16 protein-coding genes are annotated in these 17,564 nt (G+C 65.4%); 4 read left to right on the top strand and 12 right to left on the bottom strand.

The features are described from left to right. Nucleotides 1–95 precede the first annotated feature (95 nt). Genes MTR65_RS17370 through MTR65_RS17350 form a run of 5 tightly spaced genes read right to left on the bottom strand, consistent with a single transcriptional unit; the run spans nucleotide 96 to nucleotide 5,593 of the window. On the bottom strand, nucleotides 96–1,142 hold the full coding sequence (locus MTR65_RS17370) for a c-type cytochrome (RefSeq protein ID WP_243802445.1): 1,047 nt from the start codon (nucleotides 1,140–1,142) through the stop codon (nucleotides 96–98). Then, nucleotides 1,139–1,729, bottom strand: a complete 591-nt coding sequence (locus tag MTR65_RS17365; RefSeq protein ID WP_243802443.1) for a cytochrome c oxidase assembly protein — start codon at nucleotides 1,727–1,729, stop codon at nucleotides 1,139–1,141. Before MTR65_RS17365 ends, MTR65_RS17370 begins: the two co-directional genes overlap by 4 nt. After that, nucleotides 1,726–2,109 carry a hypothetical protein gene (locus MTR65_RS17360; protein ID WP_243802441.1) on the bottom strand — a complete coding sequence of 128 codons (384 nt, stop codon included), beginning with the start codon at nucleotides 2,107–2,109 and terminating at the stop codon, nucleotides 1,726–1,728. The genes MTR65_RS17365 and MTR65_RS17360 overlap by 4 nt, the downstream gene beginning before the upstream one ends. Beyond that, a complete protein-coding gene (locus MTR65_RS17355) occupies nucleotides 2,109–4,631 on the bottom strand; it encodes a cbb3-type cytochrome c oxidase subunit I (RefSeq protein WP_243802439.1) in 2,523 nt (840 codons plus the stop codon). Before MTR65_RS17355 ends, MTR65_RS17360 begins: the two co-directional genes overlap by 1 nt. Next, nucleotides 4,628–5,593, bottom strand: coding sequence for a cytochrome c oxidase subunit II (locus MTR65_RS17350; RefSeq protein WP_243802437.1), 966 nt, complete (start codon nucleotides 5,591–5,593; stop codon nucleotides 4,628–4,630). Before MTR65_RS17350 ends, MTR65_RS17355 begins: the two co-directional genes overlap by 4 nt. 158 nt (nucleotides 5,594–5,751) lie before the next feature. Here MTR65_RS17350 and MTR65_RS17345 point away from each other — a divergent pair, with 158 nt between their 5' ends. After that, entirely contained in the window at nucleotides 5,752–6,345 is a 594-nt protein-coding gene (locus tag MTR65_RS17345; RefSeq protein WP_243802435.1) for a DedA family protein, read from the top strand. Nucleotides 6,346–6,379: 34 nt separating this feature from the next. Here the strand turns inward: MTR65_RS17345 and MTR65_RS17340 are convergent, their stop codons facing one another. From MTR65_RS17340 to MTR65_RS17310, 7 genes are all read right to left on the bottom strand, one after another. Beyond that, on the bottom strand, nucleotides 6,380–6,562 hold the full coding sequence (locus MTR65_RS17340; RefSeq protein WP_243802433.1) for a YezD family protein: 183 nt from the start codon (nucleotides 6,560–6,562) through the stop codon (nucleotides 6,380–6,382). Next, nucleotides 6,559–7,536 carry a sulfate/molybdate ABC transporter ATP-binding protein gene (locus tag MTR65_RS17335; protein ID WP_243802431.1) on the bottom strand — a complete coding sequence of 326 codons (978 nt, stop codon included), beginning with the start codon at nucleotides 7,534–7,536 and terminating at the stop codon, nucleotides 6,559–6,561. The genes MTR65_RS17340 and MTR65_RS17335 overlap by 4 nt, the downstream gene beginning before the upstream one ends. After that, on the bottom strand, nucleotides 7,537–8,364 hold the full coding sequence (cysW, locus tag MTR65_RS17330) for a sulfate ABC transporter permease subunit CysW (protein ID WP_243802429.1): 828 nt from the start codon (nucleotides 8,362–8,364) through the stop codon (nucleotides 7,537–7,539). Beyond that, nucleotides 8,361–9,263, bottom strand: coding sequence for a sulfate ABC transporter permease subunit CysT (gene cysT / locus MTR65_RS17325; protein WP_243802427.1), 903 nt, complete (start codon nucleotides 9,261–9,263; stop codon nucleotides 8,361–8,363). The genes cysW and cysT overlap by 4 nt, the downstream gene beginning before the upstream one ends. Nucleotides 9,264–9,268: 5 nt before the next feature. Next, on the bottom strand, nucleotides 9,269–10,318 hold the full coding sequence (locus tag MTR65_RS17320) for a sulfate ABC transporter substrate-binding protein (RefSeq protein ID WP_243802425.1): 1,050 nt from the start codon (nucleotides 10,316–10,318) through the stop codon (nucleotides 9,269–9,271). A 118-nt stretch (nucleotides 10,319–10,436) separates the two neighbouring features. After that, nucleotides 10,437–10,892 (bottom strand): RrF2 family transcriptional regulator, encoded by a 456-nt coding sequence (locus MTR65_RS17315; protein ID WP_243802423.1) that lies wholly within the window; start codon nucleotides 10,890–10,892, stop codon nucleotides 10,437–10,439. Nucleotides 10,893–10,954: 62 nt separating this feature from the next. Beyond that, nucleotides 10,955–12,694: an SLC13 family permease gene (locus MTR65_RS17310; RefSeq protein WP_243802421.1), complete on the bottom strand. Its 1,740-nt coding sequence runs from the start codon at nucleotides 12,692–12,694 to the stop codon at nucleotides 10,955–10,957. A 146-nt stretch (nucleotides 12,695–12,840) separates the two neighbouring features. Between MTR65_RS17310 and MTR65_RS17305 the strand changes: the two genes are divergently transcribed. The 3 genes from MTR65_RS17305 (at nucleotide 12,841) to MTR65_RS17295 (ending at nucleotide 17,526) form a co-directional block, all read left to right on the top strand. Beyond that, nucleotides 12,841–13,644 (top strand): lipid II flippase Amj family protein, encoded by an 804-nt coding sequence (locus tag MTR65_RS17305; protein ID WP_243802419.1) that lies wholly within the window; start codon nucleotides 12,841–12,843, stop codon nucleotides 13,642–13,644. A gap of 522 nt (nucleotides 13,645–14,166) precedes the next feature. Further along, nucleotides 14,167–14,817: an RBBP9/YdeN family alpha/beta hydrolase gene (locus tag MTR65_RS17300; RefSeq protein ID WP_243802417.1), complete on the top strand. Its 651-nt coding sequence runs from the start codon at nucleotides 14,167–14,169 to the stop codon at nucleotides 14,815–14,817. A 210-nt stretch (nucleotides 14,818–15,027) separates the two neighbouring features. Next, nucleotides 15,028–17,526 carry a TonB-dependent receptor gene (locus MTR65_RS17295; protein ID WP_243802415.1) on the top strand — a complete coding sequence of 833 codons (2,499 nt, stop codon included), beginning with the start codon at nucleotides 15,028–15,030 and terminating at the stop codon, nucleotides 17,524–17,526. Nucleotides 17,527–17,564: the final 38 nt, after the last annotated feature.

Raw genomic sequence — 17,564 nt, 5'->3', positions numbered from 1 at the left:
ACCATCGAGGCCGCAGACCAAGAACCGTGGCCACGCCCACGTGTGGCACAAGCCGTCTATCGCGGCAGGGGCAGGTCGCGATCTAACGGCCCCCGTCAGGGCGGCGTTAGACGACGGCCTTGTGAAAGAGCGCGAGCGAGAGGCTCGATCTGATCCTCGGGAATGCGCCTTGCGATGACCGGCATGGGCAGCTGCGACTTGTGTAGGTCGATGACGGTATCGTCCCCCTGCCAGGCCCGGAGGCGATCGGCGAGGTAGCCGGCCCGCTGTCCGGCCAGGATCGGGGCTGTCTTACCCGGCGCGTGGCAACGCGCGCAGGCAGGCAGCTGCCTGGCGCGATCCCCTCCATTTACCAGAGGATGCGCGGCGTCGAGCGGTGCATCGTGCAGTCCGGGCAGCTGCGCATAGTGCCTTGCCAGCGCCTGCATCTCGCTGTCGGTGAGCGTGGCTGCGGCGACCTGCATCGGACCGCTGTGGCGCGCTCCCGACGCGTAGCGGCGCAGCGCCGTGTAGAGGTGGGCACGCTTCTGGCCTGCAAGGATGGGGATGTCGGGCTGGCCGTGGCCAAGGCCATCGCTCCCGTGGCAGCCGGCGCATTGGCGGACGAGGGGGGGAGATAGTGCGACATCCGAAGTGGCGAGGCTCAGCTCGGCGTAGCGGCCCGCGTCCATCGTCGACAGCTGGCGCAGGAAGCCGACCATACGGCGCACCTCGTCGGGGCGATCCTGTGTCGGCCAGGCCGGCATGCCGGTGTATTTCACCCCGTGCGTGACAATCCAGAACAGTTCGCGGTCGGAATAATGGGTAACTGTCCGGGCCAGATCGGGGGCATGGGGGGTGGCGCTCTGCATGGCGGGGGAGGGGGCTACACCGGGCGCTCCGTGACAGACCTGACAGGCTTGCCGGAAGTGCCCAGCAGCGCTGATGAGCGCACCATCGTCGCGCACCTGCTCGGGGGTCTGAATCGCCGAATAGGTGCGGGCCGAATTCTGCATCGTCCAGTGCAGGAACCATTCGGTCACGGCCCAGTGGCCCGTTGTGGCCGCAAGCGGAAAGAGGCCGGACCAGGCGAACAGCAGGCCGGCGGCGGCAAGCGCGGAAAGGCTGGCAAGGACGCGTTTCCAGGTAAGGCGCAGGGTCATGCGGTCTCCTTGGGGCCAGCGCGCAGAAGGGTTGCAAGGAGGACGAGCCCCCCGATCAGGTAACTGGCGCCGCCGACCAGCAGCATCACCACTCCGCCCAGTTGCTGGTCACTCAGCGCATCGAGCCCAAAGGGCCCCGATCCGCAGATGTAGAGCGGGCGCGGGGCGAGGCCGATGAGAACGCCCAGCAGCGTCATGTGCATGGAGGTCAGCAGGAGGGCGCCGATCCCGGCGGCGCGCGCCTGCACGTTCAGTGCCGCGCACCATAAAAGCGTACCGGCTGCCAGAAAACTCGCCTGCTCCAGTACCGCAACCACCAGCGAGCTGTCTGCCAGGGCCCGCAGCAGCGGCAAGTGCCAGCCCCAGACCGTCATCAATTCGAGCAACATCATCGGCAACGGGGCGACAATACCGGGGTATCTGCGGGCAGGATCGAGCCCGCTTCCCGTCAGCCCCCAGGCAAGAAGCGGCGCGGCCACTGCGACCGCCAGCATGTGGCCAGCCATATGTCCCGTCATGCCCCACCGGGACGTCAGAGCTCCCAGTGGGACCAATGCGAGACCGAGGAGAACGGGCGCGCGCCTCATGTGCATTCCCGCAGGAAAACAACCGGGAGCGCGGTGAAGATCACGCCTACCGTGCTGAGCGCAGCCAGGAGCAGAGTGGCCGTGGCCAGAAAGCGCAGACGGTCGATCCGGGTGCTTTCCTTGTGCGGAGGGGGATCGCCCGGTGTGCGGGACTGGTGCCAGGCGACCCAGCCCGCAAGCGCAATCACCGCAAGGGCCAGAACCGTTCCGCCAATAAAGATCCAGGGCATTGTCGCGAAGTGACCTGTCTTGGCGCAGGAAATCGCCGCCCACAGGTACGAAAACAGGAAATGCGCCGCCCAGGCTGTGGGGGGCACGATCAGCACCCACAACGTGATGTGCAGGCGATGCTGCCACTTGCGAGGCGCAGGATCGGACATCACGATACCTCCGGAAACAGGCCGATGGTCGCATAAGTCACGACGACGCTCAGCACGAAGAAATGCATGAACAGGGTGACATTGCGGATATCGGCATCGTGCCGGGCGGTCATGCGCCCGGCCAGACCGCGCGCCAGGACATAGGCCTGCATGATCACCGCGAGCCCGGCGTGGGCGACCGTCCAGAGGGTCAGCGTCCAGACTATGGCGGGGTAGGAGTGGGCCTCGGGGTTCAGACCCGACAGCCATGGCCCGGCGAGACCGGCCACACCGCTTCCCAGCGCGGCGAGCATGGCCCCTGTCAGCAGCAGCGCCATGGCGCCCGTTGCCCCCCGGCTGTTGGCGCTGCGCGCCGCCAGGGTGAGGAGCCAGCTGACGCCGCCTGCGAGCAGTGCGACCATCGGCCAGAACCAGCCCGGTCCGTCGGCCAGAGCCATGGGGGGGAAGGTCTCGTGGCGGGTCCAGAAGAAGTAGTAGCCGAAGACAAGGCCCGAGAACGCCGTCGCGTCGGCCATCATGGTGATGAACATGGCCCACCATCCCGGCGCGCTGCGCCCCGAGATGTAGAGCGGTAGCTCCAGGCCATGACCGATGGGCTTGGAAGGTTTCTCGGGGATCTCGGCCGTGCCGGTCCAGAGCCACCAGACCACGCAGGCCAGCGTCAGCACAGAGCCGATCAAGGCGAGGCCATAGAGATGGTATGTCGTCAGGATGAACACCGAGCCAAGCACGAAGGCCGTCAGCATCGGCACCCAGGCCGGGGTGCCCAGGCGGATCACGGCAAGCGGGCGCGCGTCAATCACGCTGGTGACGATGGTCTCGCGTCGGCCTTCCTCGGCGTCGGGGAGAAAGTAGCGCCCCTCATCCACCTTGCGCATGAAGTCGGGCTGGTCCCAGATCGGGTAGCGGCTTTCGATAAGGGGGATCGAGCGGATGCCCCAGTGCTCGTCCTGTGGGTGGGCGAGCCATTCCAGCGTACCTGCGTTCCAGGGGTTACGGTTGGCGAGCGGGCGGCGCGGGCTCAGGCACATGTCGAGGCAGATCACCGCGACACCCGCAGCGAACAGGAACGCCCCGGCCGTCGAGGCCATGTTGAGATCGCCCAGGCCCAGTTCTTCGGGGTAGGTAAAGACGCGCCGCGGCATCCCCATGAGGCCGGAGAGGTGCATCGGGAAGAAGCACAGGTTCACGCCCGCGAACAGGATCCAGAAAGCCAGGCGCCCCAGCCTGTCGGAGAGTTTCTTGCCGGTGATCAGGGGCCAGTAATAGTAGAGCCCGGCAAACAGCGGCAGCAGCGTCCCCCCGATCAGCACATAATGCAGGTGCGCAACGACGAAATAGGTGTCGTGCGCCTGCCAGTCGAAGGGGACGACAGCCACCATCACCCCGGTCAGTCCACCGATGACGAAGACGCCCAGGCTTCCCGTGGCGTAGAGGAGGGGCGTCGACCAGTTGACCCGGCCCGCCCACAAGGTGGCGATGAACACGAAGATCTGGACCGCAGTGGGAATGGCGACCGCTTCGGAAGCGGCCGAGAAGAAACCGAGGCTGATCTTGGGCAGGCCCGTCGTGAACATGTGGTGGACCCACAGTCCGAACGAGAGAAACGCGGTGCCCACCGCCGCGAGCACGATCCAGGGATAGCCCAGCAGGTGCCGACGCGCGAAGGTGGGTACGAGCATCGCAAACAGCGCGATCGAGGGCAGGAAGACGATGTAGACTTCCGGGTGACCGAAGATCCAGAACAGGTGCTGCCACAAGAGCGGATCGCCCCCGCGCGTTGCATCGAAAAAGGGCCAGTTGAGCAGGCGCTCCATCTCGAACAGGACATCGCCCGCAATGAGCGGCGGGAAGGCGAACAGGATCATCACCGCCACCACGAGGATGTACCAGGCGTAGAGCGGCATGAGATTGAGGCGCATGCCCGGCGGGCGGCATTTGAGAACGCCGACGATCAGCTCCACTGCCGCCGCGATCGAGGAGACCTCGATGAAGGAGAGGCCCAGCATCCAGATATCCGCGCCGATCCCGGAGAGGTCGGTGCGGGTGGTAAGCGGGGGGTACATGAACCAGCCCCCGTCGGGCGCGGCGTTGAACAGGATCGAGCCACCCACGAAGACCCCGCCCAGGAGGAACGACCAGTAGCCAAAGGCGGAGAGGCGCGGGAAAGGCAGGTCCCGCGCGCCCAGGAGTTGGGGCAGGAGAATGATCGAGACCGCCTCGAACATCGGCACGGCGAAGAGAAACATCATCATCGAGCCGTGCAGCGTGAAAAGCTGGTTGAAGGTGGCCGGGCCGATCAGGTCGTTCTCGGGCACGGCCAGCTGTGTGCGCATAAGGAGCCCCAGCACCCCGGCAAAAAGCATGAAGACGAAGCCGGTCAGCACATACCACGCGCCCACCGCGTCGTTGTTGCAGTCCGTCCACTTGAGGAAGATGCCCTTGGGCGCGGCCCAGACGGCACGAAGGCGCTCCTCCTGGGCACAGCGCAGGGCCGGATCGTCCTGGTCGTGGAGGCTCATTCGCGGCCTTTCAGGTAGCGGGCGATGGCCAAGGCCTCTTCGCGCGAGAGATCAGTGTAGGTCGGCATCCGCGCGCCAGGCTTGAGGTCCTCCGGCGCACGGATAAAGTCGGCGGTGTTGGCGAGAGTGGGCTCCTGCGTGCCCGCGCCAAGGCTCTTGCGGTGGGCATAGCGGGTAAGATCAGGACCGATCTGGCCTGTATGTTCGGTCCCCTGGATGGCGTGACAAGCGCCGCAGCCTTGGTCCGCAAAGAGGCGTGCTCCTCGGCTGTCCTTGGGGGGAGCGGCTATGCCCGCCTGATGCTCGGCCAGCCAGGAGTCGAAGGCGACAGGCTCCACTGCGACGACCTCAAAAGCCATAAGTGCATGGGCAAGCCCGCACAGTTCCGCGCAGACCCCGCGGTATCGGCCTGGCTTGGTGGCCTTGACGACAAGGCGGTTCTCGCGCCCGGGGATCATGTCCATCTTGCCCGCAAGGCCCGGGATCCAGAAGCTGTGCACGACATCGTGTGCGGCCAGCGTGAAAACCACGGTGCGCCCGGTCGGGATGCGGATCTCGTTGGCATCGACGAGCCGCCCTTGCGGGTCTTGCGGATCGTAGATGACGCGCCACCAGAACTGTTCGCCCTCGACCCGGATCTCCAGATCGCCCGGCGCACTGTCCATCGGCCGCATGGCAGGCAGGGCGTAAAGGAGGAGACCTGCCAGCAGCACGGTCGGCACGATCGCGCCCATCCAAAGTACCAGCTTCATGCCGCCTGTGTGGCTGAGGCTGCCTTCGGGTGCCCGTACCGCCCGAAAATAGAGCGCAAAAGTGATCGCAGCGAGGCCGAGCGCGGCCAAGGCCATGACCAGCGTGAGTGTGCGTGTCTCCCCAGCCTCCACGCCGAAAGGGGCCAGTGCGGACTGGTGGGTATTGCAGGCCGTGGCCAGCAGGCAAGCTGGCAGGATCGCGTAGCGCACAGAAAGCCCCTTGCTATGAACTGGGCGCAACGATCCGCATACGGATTTGTTCGATCTTCCTTTGCGGCAAAAGTATTTCAAAGTGTGTCCGGGCCATGACCAGGCAACCCCGGTGCGCGTTCGGCCATTCTCTTCTCTCGCAGGAAGAGGATGCGCAGATGGCTGATTGGATACGCGATTTCGTGGCGGAAGGAGGCTATCCAGCCATCGCGCTCCTTATGTTCCTAGAGAACGTCTTCCCGCCCATTCCTTCCGAGATCATCATGCCGCTGGCGGGAGCGGAGGCGGCGAACGGAAAGCTTGCCATCGTTGGTGTAGTCCTGGCGGGCAGCATCGGATCCTTGGCTGGTGCGCTGCTGTGGTACGCTCTGGCCCGCTGGCTGGGTGGGGAGCGGCTGAAGGCCTGGTCAGCCAAACATGGGCGATGGACGACGCTGTCGGTCGAGGACATCGAATGGGCCGAGCGCCTCTTTCGCAAGTTCGGCACGCCGCTGGTCTTTGGCGGGCGCCTTGTGCCCACAGTGCGTACACTCGTTGCCATTCCTGCGGGGATCTTCGCCATGCCGCTTGTGCGCTTCGTGCCACTGACGCTGGCGGGCACACTCTTCTGGGAGGGCGGGCTTGCCTATGCGGGCTATGCGCTTGGCGAGGAGTACCGCCAGGTGCAGGATTATCTCAACCCCGCAACCACCGCGATCCTCCTCTGCCTGCTGGGCTATTACATCTACCGCCTTGTCACCTTCAAACACTGAAGGAGTGCGGGTGTCCTGTTGTGGTCGGTCTCAGCTAGCGTACGGGCATCAGACGCCGCTTCTCGGTCACGTCGATCTGGACCACGCGGCCTTCGTGAACGGTCAGCGAGACGCTGCCGAACTTTAGCCCGCTCAGCGCTTCGCGCACGCTCGCCAGGCTGGCTTCAAGCGCGTGGTCACCCGTCCCGGCGGTATTGGTATGCGACGGAGCCGTCATGACGCGCCCCCGTCCAGTCCGTGAATGATGTGAAAGCGGCGCGGGCGGATATGGACCGTGTCCCCCGCAGCAGGCGGAGAACGACGCCCATCGGAATCGAACTCGATGAGCCCGGCAAGCTCCTCACTGTGTGCCTCAATCCGCCAAAAGCCGCCCTTGCGGAAGACATTCGCGACCTGCACTGGATGTCCCACATCGCCCGACGTCTCGATCTCGATGTCGTGCGGTCGCACGAGGTGGCCACCCGGCAGGCGCGTGCTTTCGCCCACGAAGCGGGCGACGAAAGGACTGGCGGGCGCCATGTAGATCTCCTCAGGTGAGCCGACCTGCTCAATCCGGCCGCCCTCCATCACCACCACACGATCCGCCAGTTCGAGCGCCTCTTCCTGGTCATGGGTAACGAAGATCGTGGTCAGACCCATCTGCTTGTGAAGGTCTCCCAGCCATCGGCGCAGATGCTTGCGCACCTGCGCGTCGAGTGCGCCGAAGGGTTCATCAAGGAGAAGCAGCTGCGGTTCCGTGGCAAGGGCGCGGGCGAGCGCTACGCGCTGCCGCTGGCCGCCCGAGAGCTGTGCGGGATAGCGTGCGCCAAGGCCGCCCAGTTGGACCAGGTCGAGAAGCTCTTCGGCGCGGGCCCGGATCGCCTCACGGGAGGGGCGTTCGCGGCGGCCGCGCACCGACAGACCAAAGCCCACGTTGTCGGCCACGGTCATGTGCTTGAAGAGCGCGTAGTGCTGGAAGACGAAGCCAACCTTGCGCTGCGCGACCTTGAGGTCGGTCACATCCTCGCCGTTGAAGCACACGGTGCCCCGCTCGGGAAAGGCGAGCCCGGCAATGATGCGCAGGAGCGTCGTCTTGCCCGAACCGCTGGGGCCCAGGAGGGCAAGGAACTCGCCATCACGCACCGACAGGTCGATATCCTGAAGCACGGTCTGCGCGCCATAGCTTTGGGCTATTCCGGAAAGTTCGATCATCTAGGCATTCCTCCGTTGATGATGCTGGAACCGCGCCTCGACCAGGGTCTTGAGAACCAGGGTGACAAGGGCGAGGCCGGCCAGCAGCGAGGCCACCGCAAAGGCGGCCACGAAGTTGTATTCGTTGTAGAGAATCTCGACGTGGAGCGGCATCGTGTTGGTCAGTCCGCGCAGGTGCCCCGACACGACCGAGACCGCACCGAACTCGCCCATCGCCCGCGCGTTGCACAAGAGCACGCCGTAGAGCAGGCCCCAGCGCACGTTGGGCAGCGTGACGCGCAGGAACGTCTGCAGGCCCGAGGCTCCCAACGAGAGCGCGGCTTCCTCGTCGTCGCGTCCCTGTTCCAGCATGAGCGGGATGAGCTCGCGGGCGACGAAGGGGAAGGTCACGAAGATGGTCGCAAGGACAATCCCCGGCACCGCGAAGACGATCTGGATGTCGTGGCTGTCAAGCCAGGGTCCGAGCCACCCCTGTGCCCCGAAAAGAAGCACGTAGACGAGGCCTGCCACCACCGGCGAGACCGAAAAGGGCAGGTCGATGAAAGTGATGAGTAGGCTGCGCCCGAGAAAGTCGAACTTGGCAATGGCCCAGGCCGCAACGAGCCCGAAGATCACGTTCACCGGCACGCTGATTGCCGCCACCATCAAGGTCAGACGGATCGCGCTGCGCGCATCGGGATCGACGAGTGCGGCCCCGTAGGCGGCGAGACCATGTTTCAACGCCTCGACGAAGACCACCACGAGTGGAAGCAGCAGGAACAGGGCGAGAAAGGCCAGCGCGGCAAGGATCAGTACCGCCGGGCCTGCAGAACGGGGACGGGACGTCATCGCACGCTCCTGCGGCGGCTCCAGGCCTGGATGAGGTTGATCACCAGCAGCATGGCGAAAGCTGCCATCAGCATGACGGTGGCGATCGCACCGGCACCGGCGTAGTCGTACTGCTCAAGGTGGGTCACGATCAGCAAAGGGGCGATCTCCGAGGTGAAAGGCATGTTCCCGGCGATGAAGATGACCGAGCCGTACTCACCCAGTCCCCGCGCGAAGGCGAGCGCAAAACCGGTCAGGAGCGCGGGCAGGATCTCGGGCAGGATCACCCGGGCAAAGACCTGCGCCGGGACAGCGCCCAGCGAGAGCGCCGCTTCCTCGACCTCACGGTCGAAGTCTTCGAGCACCGGTTCGACCGCGCGCACGATGAAGGGGAGCCCCACGAAGATAAGCGCCAGGGTGATCCCCGCCGGATTGTAGGCAAGCGGCAAGCCAAGCGGCGCCGTGAAGCGGCCGAGCCAGCCATTGCTCGCGCAGATCGCGGTGAGCGCGATGCCCGCCACCGCGGTCGGGAGCGCGAAGGGCAGGTCGACCAGCGCATTCACGAGGCGTCGGCCGGGAAAGGCGTAGCGCACCAGCACCCAGGCGGTCAGCAATCCGAACACCGCGTTGACGCTGGCTGCAATCAGCGACGTGCCAAAGCTGATCCGGTAGGCCGCCAGCGCGCGCGCCGAGAAGGCCGCCTCGGCAAAGCGTGCCCAGCCCATTCCGGCGCTGGCGAGGAATACCGTACTGAGCGGGATCAGAACGATCAGGCACAGCCACAGGAGGGTCAGACCCATGGTCAGCCGGAAGCCGGGCAGGATCGAGCAGGGGCGGAACCTGGGGCGTGGCGGCGGAACCCTGTCGGACGGGGCAGGCCGCGTGTGGTGGTCGAGCACCACCGAAGTCGTCATGTCCATGGCCGTCACTGTCCGCCGGGGGCGTAAATGCGGTCGAACACCCCGCCATCGGCGAAGAAGCGCTCCTGCGCCGCTTTCCAGCCTCCGAATTCGCCGTCGACGGTCACGAGGTTGAGCGTGGGGAAGTCATCCGCATGGCGCTGCGCCACGTTGGTGTCGATCGGGCGATAATGGTTCTGCGCAATGATTTCTTGGGCTTCGGGGGAGTAGAGATAGTCGAGATAGGCCCGGGCGACCTCTTCGGTGCCATGACGCCGCGCGTTGCCATCGACCACCGCCACGGGGGGCTCCGCAAGGATCGAGAGCGAGGGCGTGACAATGTCGAAGCGGTCTTTGCCCAGTTCCTTGCGGGCGAGATAGGCCTCGTTCTCCCAGGCCAGCAGAACATCGCCGATGCCGCGCTCCACGAAAGTCGTGGTGGCCCCGCGCGCGCCGCTATCGAGGACGGGCACGTTGCGATAGAGGCGCTGCACGAACTCCTGCGCTCCCGCATCGCGGCCGCCTGCATGCGCCTTTCCGTAGGCCCAGGCGGCCAGAAAGTTCCAGCGCGCTCCGCCGCTGGTCTTGGGATTGGGCGTGATCACGGCGACGCCCGGCTTCACCAGGTCATTCCAGTCGGCAATGGCCTTGGGGTTTCCCTTGCGCACGAGGAAGACGATGGTGGAGGCGTAGGGCGTGCTGTTGTGGGGCAGGCGGGCCTGCCAGTTTTCCGGCAGCTTGCCGCCGGTGCGCGCGGCGATCGCGTCGATGTCGTAGGCGAGCGCCAGCGTCACCACGTCGGCCGAAAGGCCGTCGATTACCGCGCGGGCCTGCTTGCCCGATCCGCCATGGCTCATCCGGATGGAGACGTCCTTGCCGGTCCTGGCCTTCCAATGCTCTGCGAAACGTGGGTTGAGCGCTTCGTAAAGCTCGCGCGTGGGGTCGTATGAGACGTTCAGAAGTTCGATGGTCTCGCCCGCGGCACCATCACCGGCCTGCGAACAGGCGGACAGTACGAAGGGAGCCAGCAGCAGGACGGCGGCGCGCCGGGCGCGTGTCCTCAGGGCAGGTTTCATTACGCGGTCTCCTGGATGCCTTCCCTCCGCCCGTGTGGACGGAAAAGCGGGAGCGACTCGTTACCGCACTATTCCTATCTGGATGGTGGGGATTGTAAAGGCGCAAAAGCGCACGGGCTTAGCTAGCCCGGCGTTCCTGTGCGATGAAACCGGGATCCTGGCCTTCGCGCAAGGCATCCGCGATCGTGCGCGATTCCAGTACCTGTCGGCTCGCCTCGTAAGAGCGGGCGAGCTCGCGACGGATAATGCACCGGGCCTCGTTCTCGCAGTCCTCGCAGCGACGGTAGGCGTTGCGCGACAGGCACGGCAGCGGGGCAAGGGGGCCATCGAAAATGCGCAGGACCTCGCCAAAACTGATCGTATCCGCCGGGCGCAACATGACATAGCCCCCCGCCTTGCCTCGGCGGCTTTCCAGGATGCCGGATTTCTTCAGATCGAGCAGGATCTGCTCGAGGAACTTGTGCGGAATCGCGTGGCTACGGGCGATCTCGGTGCTGGTGATGGCCTCGCCTTCAGGCTGGGCGGCTACGGCAAGAAGGGCACGCAGGGCGTACTTGGCTTTGTTCGAGATCATGACCTGGTTGCAACTTCCCTACAACAGAACTGGACTTTACGCCGCCAAGGGCGCGGATACAACTAGACCATCAGGTCCAACGCGAGCAGCGCGGCAAGACAGCACAGCGCCAGGAGTGGAGCGCCAAAGCGGGGAAAGTCCCGAAAGCGATAGCCCCCTGCGCCCATCACGACCGCGTTGTTGTGGTGGCCGAACGGCGTCAGAAAGTCGAGCGAAGTGCCCATCGCGACGGCCATCAGCAGGGGCTCCAGCGCCACGCCCGTGCGCGCGGAGATGCTTGTGGCGATGGGACTGAGCACGATCGCGGTCGACACGTTGTCGATGAACGGGGTGATGGCGATGGCCATGAACAGTACCAACGCGATCACTCCGAGCGGCTGTTCCCCGGGGAGCCAGGCGACAATGGCGTTGGCAATCACCCGCGCGGCTCCTGTATCTTGCACCGCCAGGCCAAGCGGGATCATGCAGGCGAGCAGGATTACGATCGGCCAGTTCAGCTCTTGCAACGCGGTGCGCAGGTTGAGGCAGCGGGTCGCGGCGAGGAGGAACACGACCGCGCCAAAGGCGATCTCGGCCGGGATCAGTTCAAAGGCGGAGACGAGCACGCCGGTCGCGAAGACGCCGACACCCGTCGCCGCACGGGCGTTGAGACGGGGCGGCCGGTGCCGGGACAGGGGCAGGAGCGCGCCCTCGGCTAAGGTCGTTCCCAGCGCCTCGCGATCGCCCTCAAGGATGAGGACGTCGCCGACCCCAATCTGGAGATCCGCAAAGCGCCCCTCTATCCGGTGGCGTCGGCTCGCGAGCCCGACCACGCGGATCGCGTGCTCGGCAAACAGCCCGATATCGCCGATTCGTGAGCCGAGGAGAAAACTGTCCGGCATGACTACGGCCTCGCTGCGTTCGGGCGTGGCGGTCCCCTCGTGGCGTTCCGCAGGGGCAAGGGCACCTTCCAGATGGAGCTGGTCGACCAGCGCGAAGTCGGCCTCAAGGAGGAGAATATCGTCTTGGGCCAAGACGATATCTGCCCGGCGCGCGAAGACATGGGCGCCATTGCGCACGACGCCGTGGACGAGGATGTCGAAGCGGGCTTCCGCGTCCGGCAGATGCAGGCCCTTCGCCGCAGAACCGTCGGGTACGCGTGCTTCGGTGAGGAAGGAAGCGGGGCCGACATCGTTCCCGGCAGGGGCGTTCGCAGGCGCGCGCAGCAGGCGTGGGGCGGCGAGAACCAGCCAGACAAGGCCCACTGCCATGACCGGCAAGCCCACTTTGGCAAGGCCGAAGAAACCCATGTTCGCGCCCGTTTGCGATACCATCCAGTCATTGACGACAAGATTCGCAGGCGTGCCCGTGAGGGAACAGGTGCCCCCGAGCAAGGTTGCGAAGGAGAGCGGCATCAGCATGCGCCCCGGCGGCAGTCCGAGGCGCGCGCAAACCGACAGTGTGACCGGGAAGAAGAGCGCCAGCGCGCCGATGTTGTTCATGACCGTGGAAGCCAGTGCGGCAAGGCTGCACAGGACGGCGAGGATCGTGGTCTCTCCGTGCACGCGGCTGACGATGCGCCGTGCGAAGGTGTCGATCACACGCGATTGCGCAAGTGCGGCAACCACGAGCAGGATTTCCGCCACGGTGATGACCGCCGGATTGGCAAATCCGGCGAAGACCGCCTGCACCGGCACGAGGCCCAGTGCGAAGGCGGCGCCGAGACCGGCCATGGCGACAAGTTCGACGCGAAAGCGCTCGGACGCATAGGCCACGATCATGGCCAGGAGGATACCCAGGATTGCCCATTGCGCGAACGTCATGCCGTATTCTTCCTGATCGAACAGCCCGGCCAGACGCTACCCGGGCGTCGGGGCCGACGGGTTCGCCCTATATCCCGATTAATTTAGTAGGCCAAATCTTTTGGCCCGTCTATGTAGGCGTCGTCCCCCCATACGAGGCGTGACTCTTGGATCTGCAACTGCTGACGATCTGCTTGCTGACGTTCGCCATCAATTTCGTGGGAGCGCTGGCCTATGCCGCCCGGATCGCCGGGGTTCGAACGCAGCGAATTGCGCTGGCATTTGCGCTTTTCAACGTCCTTGTGCTGCTCTCGCGCTTGTCCAATGGCTTTCTCGGGCCGTTCCTTGCCAAGCGGATCGAAAGCGCGCTGCTGGCCGATTCGGGCGATGGGTTGCTTTTCGACTTTCGCTTGGTCCTGGCGGCGGCAACGGCCGCCAGCGTCCTGGGCACGCTGTTTATTCCGACCGCACAGCGGTGGTTTTCCCGCGCCATCGGTGATTTTCAGCGTCACCGTTCGGTTCTGACGCTGGTGAAAGTGGCTGCCTCGCCACGTGGTCTGGCCTTTCTGTGGCGGGCCGGTACGCCCCCGCGGGCCGCGCATTTGCGCGGCCTTTGCGGCCTGAACGGCGTCGGCTTCCCGGTCATCGCGCTCAATGTCCTGGCGCAGGCCTTGTTGGGGGTGGGCGTCCTTGCCTCGCTCTACGCAGGCTATCTGGTCCCCGAATACCGGGTCACGGCCTCTCAATTGTCGGCCATCGTCAACGGATTTGCGACAATTCTTTTGTTCGTGCTGATTGATCCGCAGCTCTCGGTCATGACCGACGATGTCGTGTCCGGAAGTGTCGGAGAGGGCGTTTTCCGGCGTACCGTGGTCCTGCTCGCCTTAAGCCGAGTCTGTGGGACGGTGCTGGCACAGGTGCTTTTCGTACCGGCGGCGTGGTTGGTGGTGGCCTGCGCGCACCTCATGTGAGGGCCAGTGAGGCGTTCGCGCGCCCGCCATCCAGATCGGCTTGACATTATCCCCACTTAAAAGGTAGGGTTTAAATCTGCAAAAGGCGACTGGCCGGGACGCCCCCGATTTCTCCCGGCTCGCGGCATTTGATCGGGAAGCAGCTTGCTCCGCGTTACCAACCGCTAAAGCGCGCGATGCTCGGGCGACAACGCCAGGCCTCGTGTTCCCCTCACGTCCCAAATCTTGAGGTGATACGATGCAATGCACGTTCAGATCCCTTCATACTTCGCGGCAGCACACCCGCCGTCGCGCCGCCGTCCCTCGTGTACGGCAGGCAGGCTCGACCCGCTTTGGTCCTGGCCCCCATGCCGCCGCGTCACGGCTGCAGGAGGCGGGGACTTTCCTGCACGTAGACCCGATTGCGCGCATGGAGCCAGGCCCCTTTTTTCGCGGCCTCGCTCTGGCCCTGCCGATTTCGCTGACAGCCTGGGCCGCGCTGGGCCTTGTCCTTTACGCGGCAGGCTCGTGAGGAGAAGGGCCATGAACGATCTTGCAAATGCGGCCTTGGCACCTGCTCTGCTCACCGTGCCGGGCATCGACAACAGCGGCCCCGGCCACTGGCAAACCATCTGGGAGCGCGAGGATGCGGCCTGCCGACGCGTTCACCTGGGAGCCTGGAGTGCGCCCGGCCGGGAGGCCTGGGTGAGCCGCCTCAACAGCGCCATTGCCGCCGCGACACGGCCGGTCATCCTGATCGCCCATTCACTGGGCTGCCACGCCGTGGGCTGGTGGAATGCGGCTGAACCGGAACTGCTGTCTCGCGTGGCAGGCGCCTTGCTCGTCGCTCCGCCCGACGTCGAGTATGCTCCGATCGATCCACGGCTCCGTCCCTTCGGTCCGGTTGTCCGCAAGCGGCTCGCCTTTCCCGCGTTGCTCGTAGCAAGCCGGAATGATCCGTACGCCAGCTATGGCCATGCCCGGCGGATGGCGCGGATCTGGGGGGCGCGTATGGTCGATGCGGGGCCGATGGGGCATATCAATGCGGCCTCGGGCCTGCGCGATTGGCCTTACGGCAAGTACCTCGTCCAGCGCCTGATCGCGGCAGTAGCGCCCCCGCCGCGCCCCCTGCTGGAGGCCGGCGCGCTAGCCACGTTGCTGGGGCAGGGTGAGGCCCCGCGCTCGCCACGCTGATATCTGGCACCACGTCCGGGATGCCGGACGCATCCGGACGCAGTACAAATTCTCCGACGGGAGGTGGGAGAGTGCACGGGCACATCCTGTCTCCCGCACGGCTGCCAGCGCCCCGCAAGCGTGTGGGCGCAGCTTTTCCAGAACACGATCAATGGCCTCGATCGCGCAGACCGGACCACCGGATGCAGGGCACACTTCATGAGGGACCCAATGCATCTCACTTCGCGCCGATCCGGACTTCCCGGCTCCAACCACCTTGCATCGACCGCTCTTGCCACAGCCCTGATCCTGACCTTCCCGGTGAGCGCCATGGCCCAGACCCTGGAAGCGCCACCGCAAGGCGCAGAGGCGGGTGCAGGGCCGGATAATCCCACGTCGGTCGGCACCGGCGCGGCGGACCATGGCGAGATCTTCGTGACCGCACGGCGGCGCACGGAAACCGTGCAGGACGTCCCGATCGCGATCTCGGTCGTCGGCGGCGAGCACATCGACGCCACCGGCTCCTTCAACGTCGGACGCCTGCAGCAGTTGACCCCTACCTTGCAGTATTACAGCACCAATCCGCGCAACACGGCCGTGAACATCCGCGGCATCGGCGTGCCGTTCGGCCTCACCAACGACGGCATCGAACAGGGCGTGGGCATCTACGTGGACGATGTCTACTTCGCGCGCGTGGCTTCGGCGACCTTCGACTTCCTTGATGTCGAGCGGATCGAGGTGCTGCGAGGCCCGCAAGGAACACTCTACGGAAAGAACACCACGGCGGGCGCGATCAACATCGCCACGCGCCAGCCCACCTTCGACTTCAAGGGGCGTGCCGAAGTTTCCGTAGGAAACCTTGATTTTCGCCAAGCCAAGGCAGCTGTCTCGGGGCCGCTCTCCGAAACGGTGGCGGCCCGCCTCGCGCTTTCCTCGACCAGTCGGCGCGGAACCTTGTGGAACACGACCAGCGGACGCTGGATCAACGCGCAGGACAATCTGGGCCTGCGCGCACAGCTCCTGTGGCAGCCAAGCGCAAGCCTTTCGATCACGCTGGCCGGAGATTATTCGCAGCAGGACCCGGAGTGCTGCGGCACGGTCTATGTGCGGATCGGCCGGACGCAGCGTGCGCTCAACCGGCAGTACGAGGCGCTAGCCGCCGCGCAGGGTTATGCGCCGCCCAGCACCGATGCCTTCGACCGTCTGACCGATCTGGACGCGTCGCTCAACGCGGGCAACAAGGTCGGCGGCGCGTCGCTGAAGGCCGTGTGGGACACCGGCATCGGCACGCTTACCTCGGTCAGCGCCTGGCGTTTCTGGGACTGGAAGCCCGAGAACGACCGTGACTTCACCGGCCTTGGCATCACCACCCTTAGCCAGAACCCATCCCAGCAGGACCAGTATACCCAGGAACTGCGCGTGTCGGGCGGGGAGGGGGCACTTGGCTACACCCTGGGCGCGTTCTTCTTTCAGCAGAGTGTCGACACACAAGGTAGCCAGCAGCAGGGGCCCGCAGCCAGCGCCTGGCTGATCAACCCTTCCAATCCGCTGAACGCGGACCCGAGCGTGCTCGACGGGCTGACCGCGACCAACACCATTGGCCTCGATAACACGAGCGCCGCACTTTACGGTCAGGTCAATTGGCAGCCGCTGGCGGGCCTCACGCTACGCCCGGGCGTGCGACTCAACTACGACAGCAAGGACGGGAACTACGCCTCGGTCGTGACCAACGGGGAGGGGCAACGGGTCACGTACCAGAGCACGGATCCCCGGATCGTTGCGCAGCGTGCGGTGCTCGCGCCGCAGGCCTTCACCGTCGACTACGAGGACTGGAACTTCAGCTACGACCTGACCGCCAGCTACGAAGTCTCGGACGAGGTGCTCGTCTATGCGACCTATGCGCATACCTTCAAGTCGGGCGGGGTGAACCTCAGCGGGGTTCCATCCGATGCTGATGGGCGGCCCATCCTGGAGGCCGCGACGGTCGCCCCGGAAACGGTCAACCACTACGAGATCGGCATGAAGGCGCGCTTCTGGGATCGCCGCGCCACATTGAACCTCGCGGCTTTCCGCACCGACATTGCCAACTACCAGGCGCTCGTGACGAACGGCAGCCTGGGTGTCCTGCGTGGCTATCTCGCCAATGCCGGGCAGGTGCGTACCCAAGGGCTGGAGGCCGACCTCTCGATACGGCCGAGCCTGCGCTTCAACGCCTATGCCAACGCGGCCTGGACCGACGCCACCTACCGCAGTTTTACAGATGCACCGTGCCCGCCCGAGTTGTCTGGAGGGGCTTCGCCACAGCCTGGACAGGATCCCGACCGGCCGGGAACGCCCGGCGGGATAAGCCCCGTCAATTGCGACATATCGGGCGCGCGGCTGCCCGGTGTCTCCAAGCTGGCGCTTGCCTACGGGGCCGAAGGGAATGTTCCGGTCACGCTGCTTGGGCAGGAGGGCGCCGTCTATCTCGGTGTCGACGGCAGCTACCGCTCGCGCTTCTCGAGCAATCCCACGCCCTCCGCCTACACCTGGGTAGAAGGCTATGCGCTCACCAACCTACGCCTGGGCTTTCGTGGTGAGGCCGGCTTCGAGATCTTCGGATGGGTGCGCAACCTGTTCGATACCCGCTATTTCGAGCAGCTGCAGGTGCCCGGCGGGAATACCGGGCTGATCGTGGGCACACCGGGCGACCCGCGTACGTACGGGCTCACCTTGAAGCATGTCTTCTGAGAAAAGGCCTTAGGCCGCCCTCGATCCTGAAAGGGCGG

This window comes from Novosphingobium mangrovi (assembly GCF_022818885.1).
GTDB classification, from domain to species: Bacteria; Pseudomonadota; Alphaproteobacteria; order Sphingomonadales; family Sphingomonadaceae; genus Novosphingobium; species Novosphingobium mangrovi.
Note: the sequence above shows the minus strand (reverse complement) of the source record. Positions and strands in the feature narration are given on the sequence as shown.

Coding starts and splice junctions, on each gene's coding strand:
- MTR65_RS17370 (WP_243802445.1), bottom strand. CDS start 1,142: ATGACCCTGCGCCTTACCTGGAAACGCGTCCTTGCCAGCCTTTCCGCG.
- MTR65_RS17365 (WP_243802443.1), bottom strand. CDS start 1,729: ATGAGGCGCGCGCCCGTTCTCCTCGGTCTCGCATTGGTCCCACTGGGA.
- MTR65_RS17360 (WP_243802441.1), bottom strand. CDS start 2,109: ATGTCCGATCCTGCGCCTCGCAAGTGGCAGCATCGCCTGCACATCACG.
- MTR65_RS17355 (WP_243802439.1), bottom strand. CDS start 4,631: ATGAGCCTCCACGACCAGGACGATCCGGCCCTGCGCTGTGCCCAGGAG.
- MTR65_RS17345 (WP_243802435.1), top strand. CDS start 5,752: ATGGCTGATTGGATACGCGATTTCGTGGCGGAAGGAGGCTATCCAGCC.
- MTR65_RS17340 (WP_243802433.1), bottom strand. CDS start 6,562: ATGACGGCTCCGTCGCATACCAATACCGCCGGGACGGGTGACCACGCG.
- MTR65_RS17335 (WP_243802431.1), bottom strand. CDS start 7,536: ATGATCGAACTTTCCGGAATAGCCCAAAGCTATGGCGCGCAGACCGTG.
- cysW (WP_243802429.1), bottom strand. CDS start 8,364: ATGACGTCCCGTCCCCGTTCTGCAGGCCCGGCGGTACTGATCCTTGCC.
- cysT (WP_243802427.1), bottom strand. CDS start 9,263: ATGGACATGACGACTTCGGTGGTGCTCGACCACCACACGCGGCCTGCC.
- MTR65_RS17320 (WP_243802425.1), bottom strand. CDS start 10,318: ATGAAACCTGCCCTGAGGACACGCGCCCGGCGCGCCGCCGTCCTGCTG.
- MTR65_RS17315 (WP_243802423.1), bottom strand. CDS start 10,892: ATGATCTCGAACAAAGCCAAGTACGCCCTGCGTGCCCTTCTTGCCGTA.
- MTR65_RS17310 (WP_243802421.1), bottom strand. CDS start 12,694: ATGACGTTCGCGCAATGGGCAATCCTGGGTATCCTCCTGGCCATGATC.
- MTR65_RS17300 (WP_243802417.1), top strand. CDS start 14,167: ATGAACGATCTTGCAAATGCGGCCTTGGCACCTGCTCTGCTCACCGTG.
- MTR65_RS17295 (WP_243802415.1), top strand. CDS start 15,028: ATGCATCTCACTTCGCGCCGATCCGGACTTCCCGGCTCCAACCACCTT.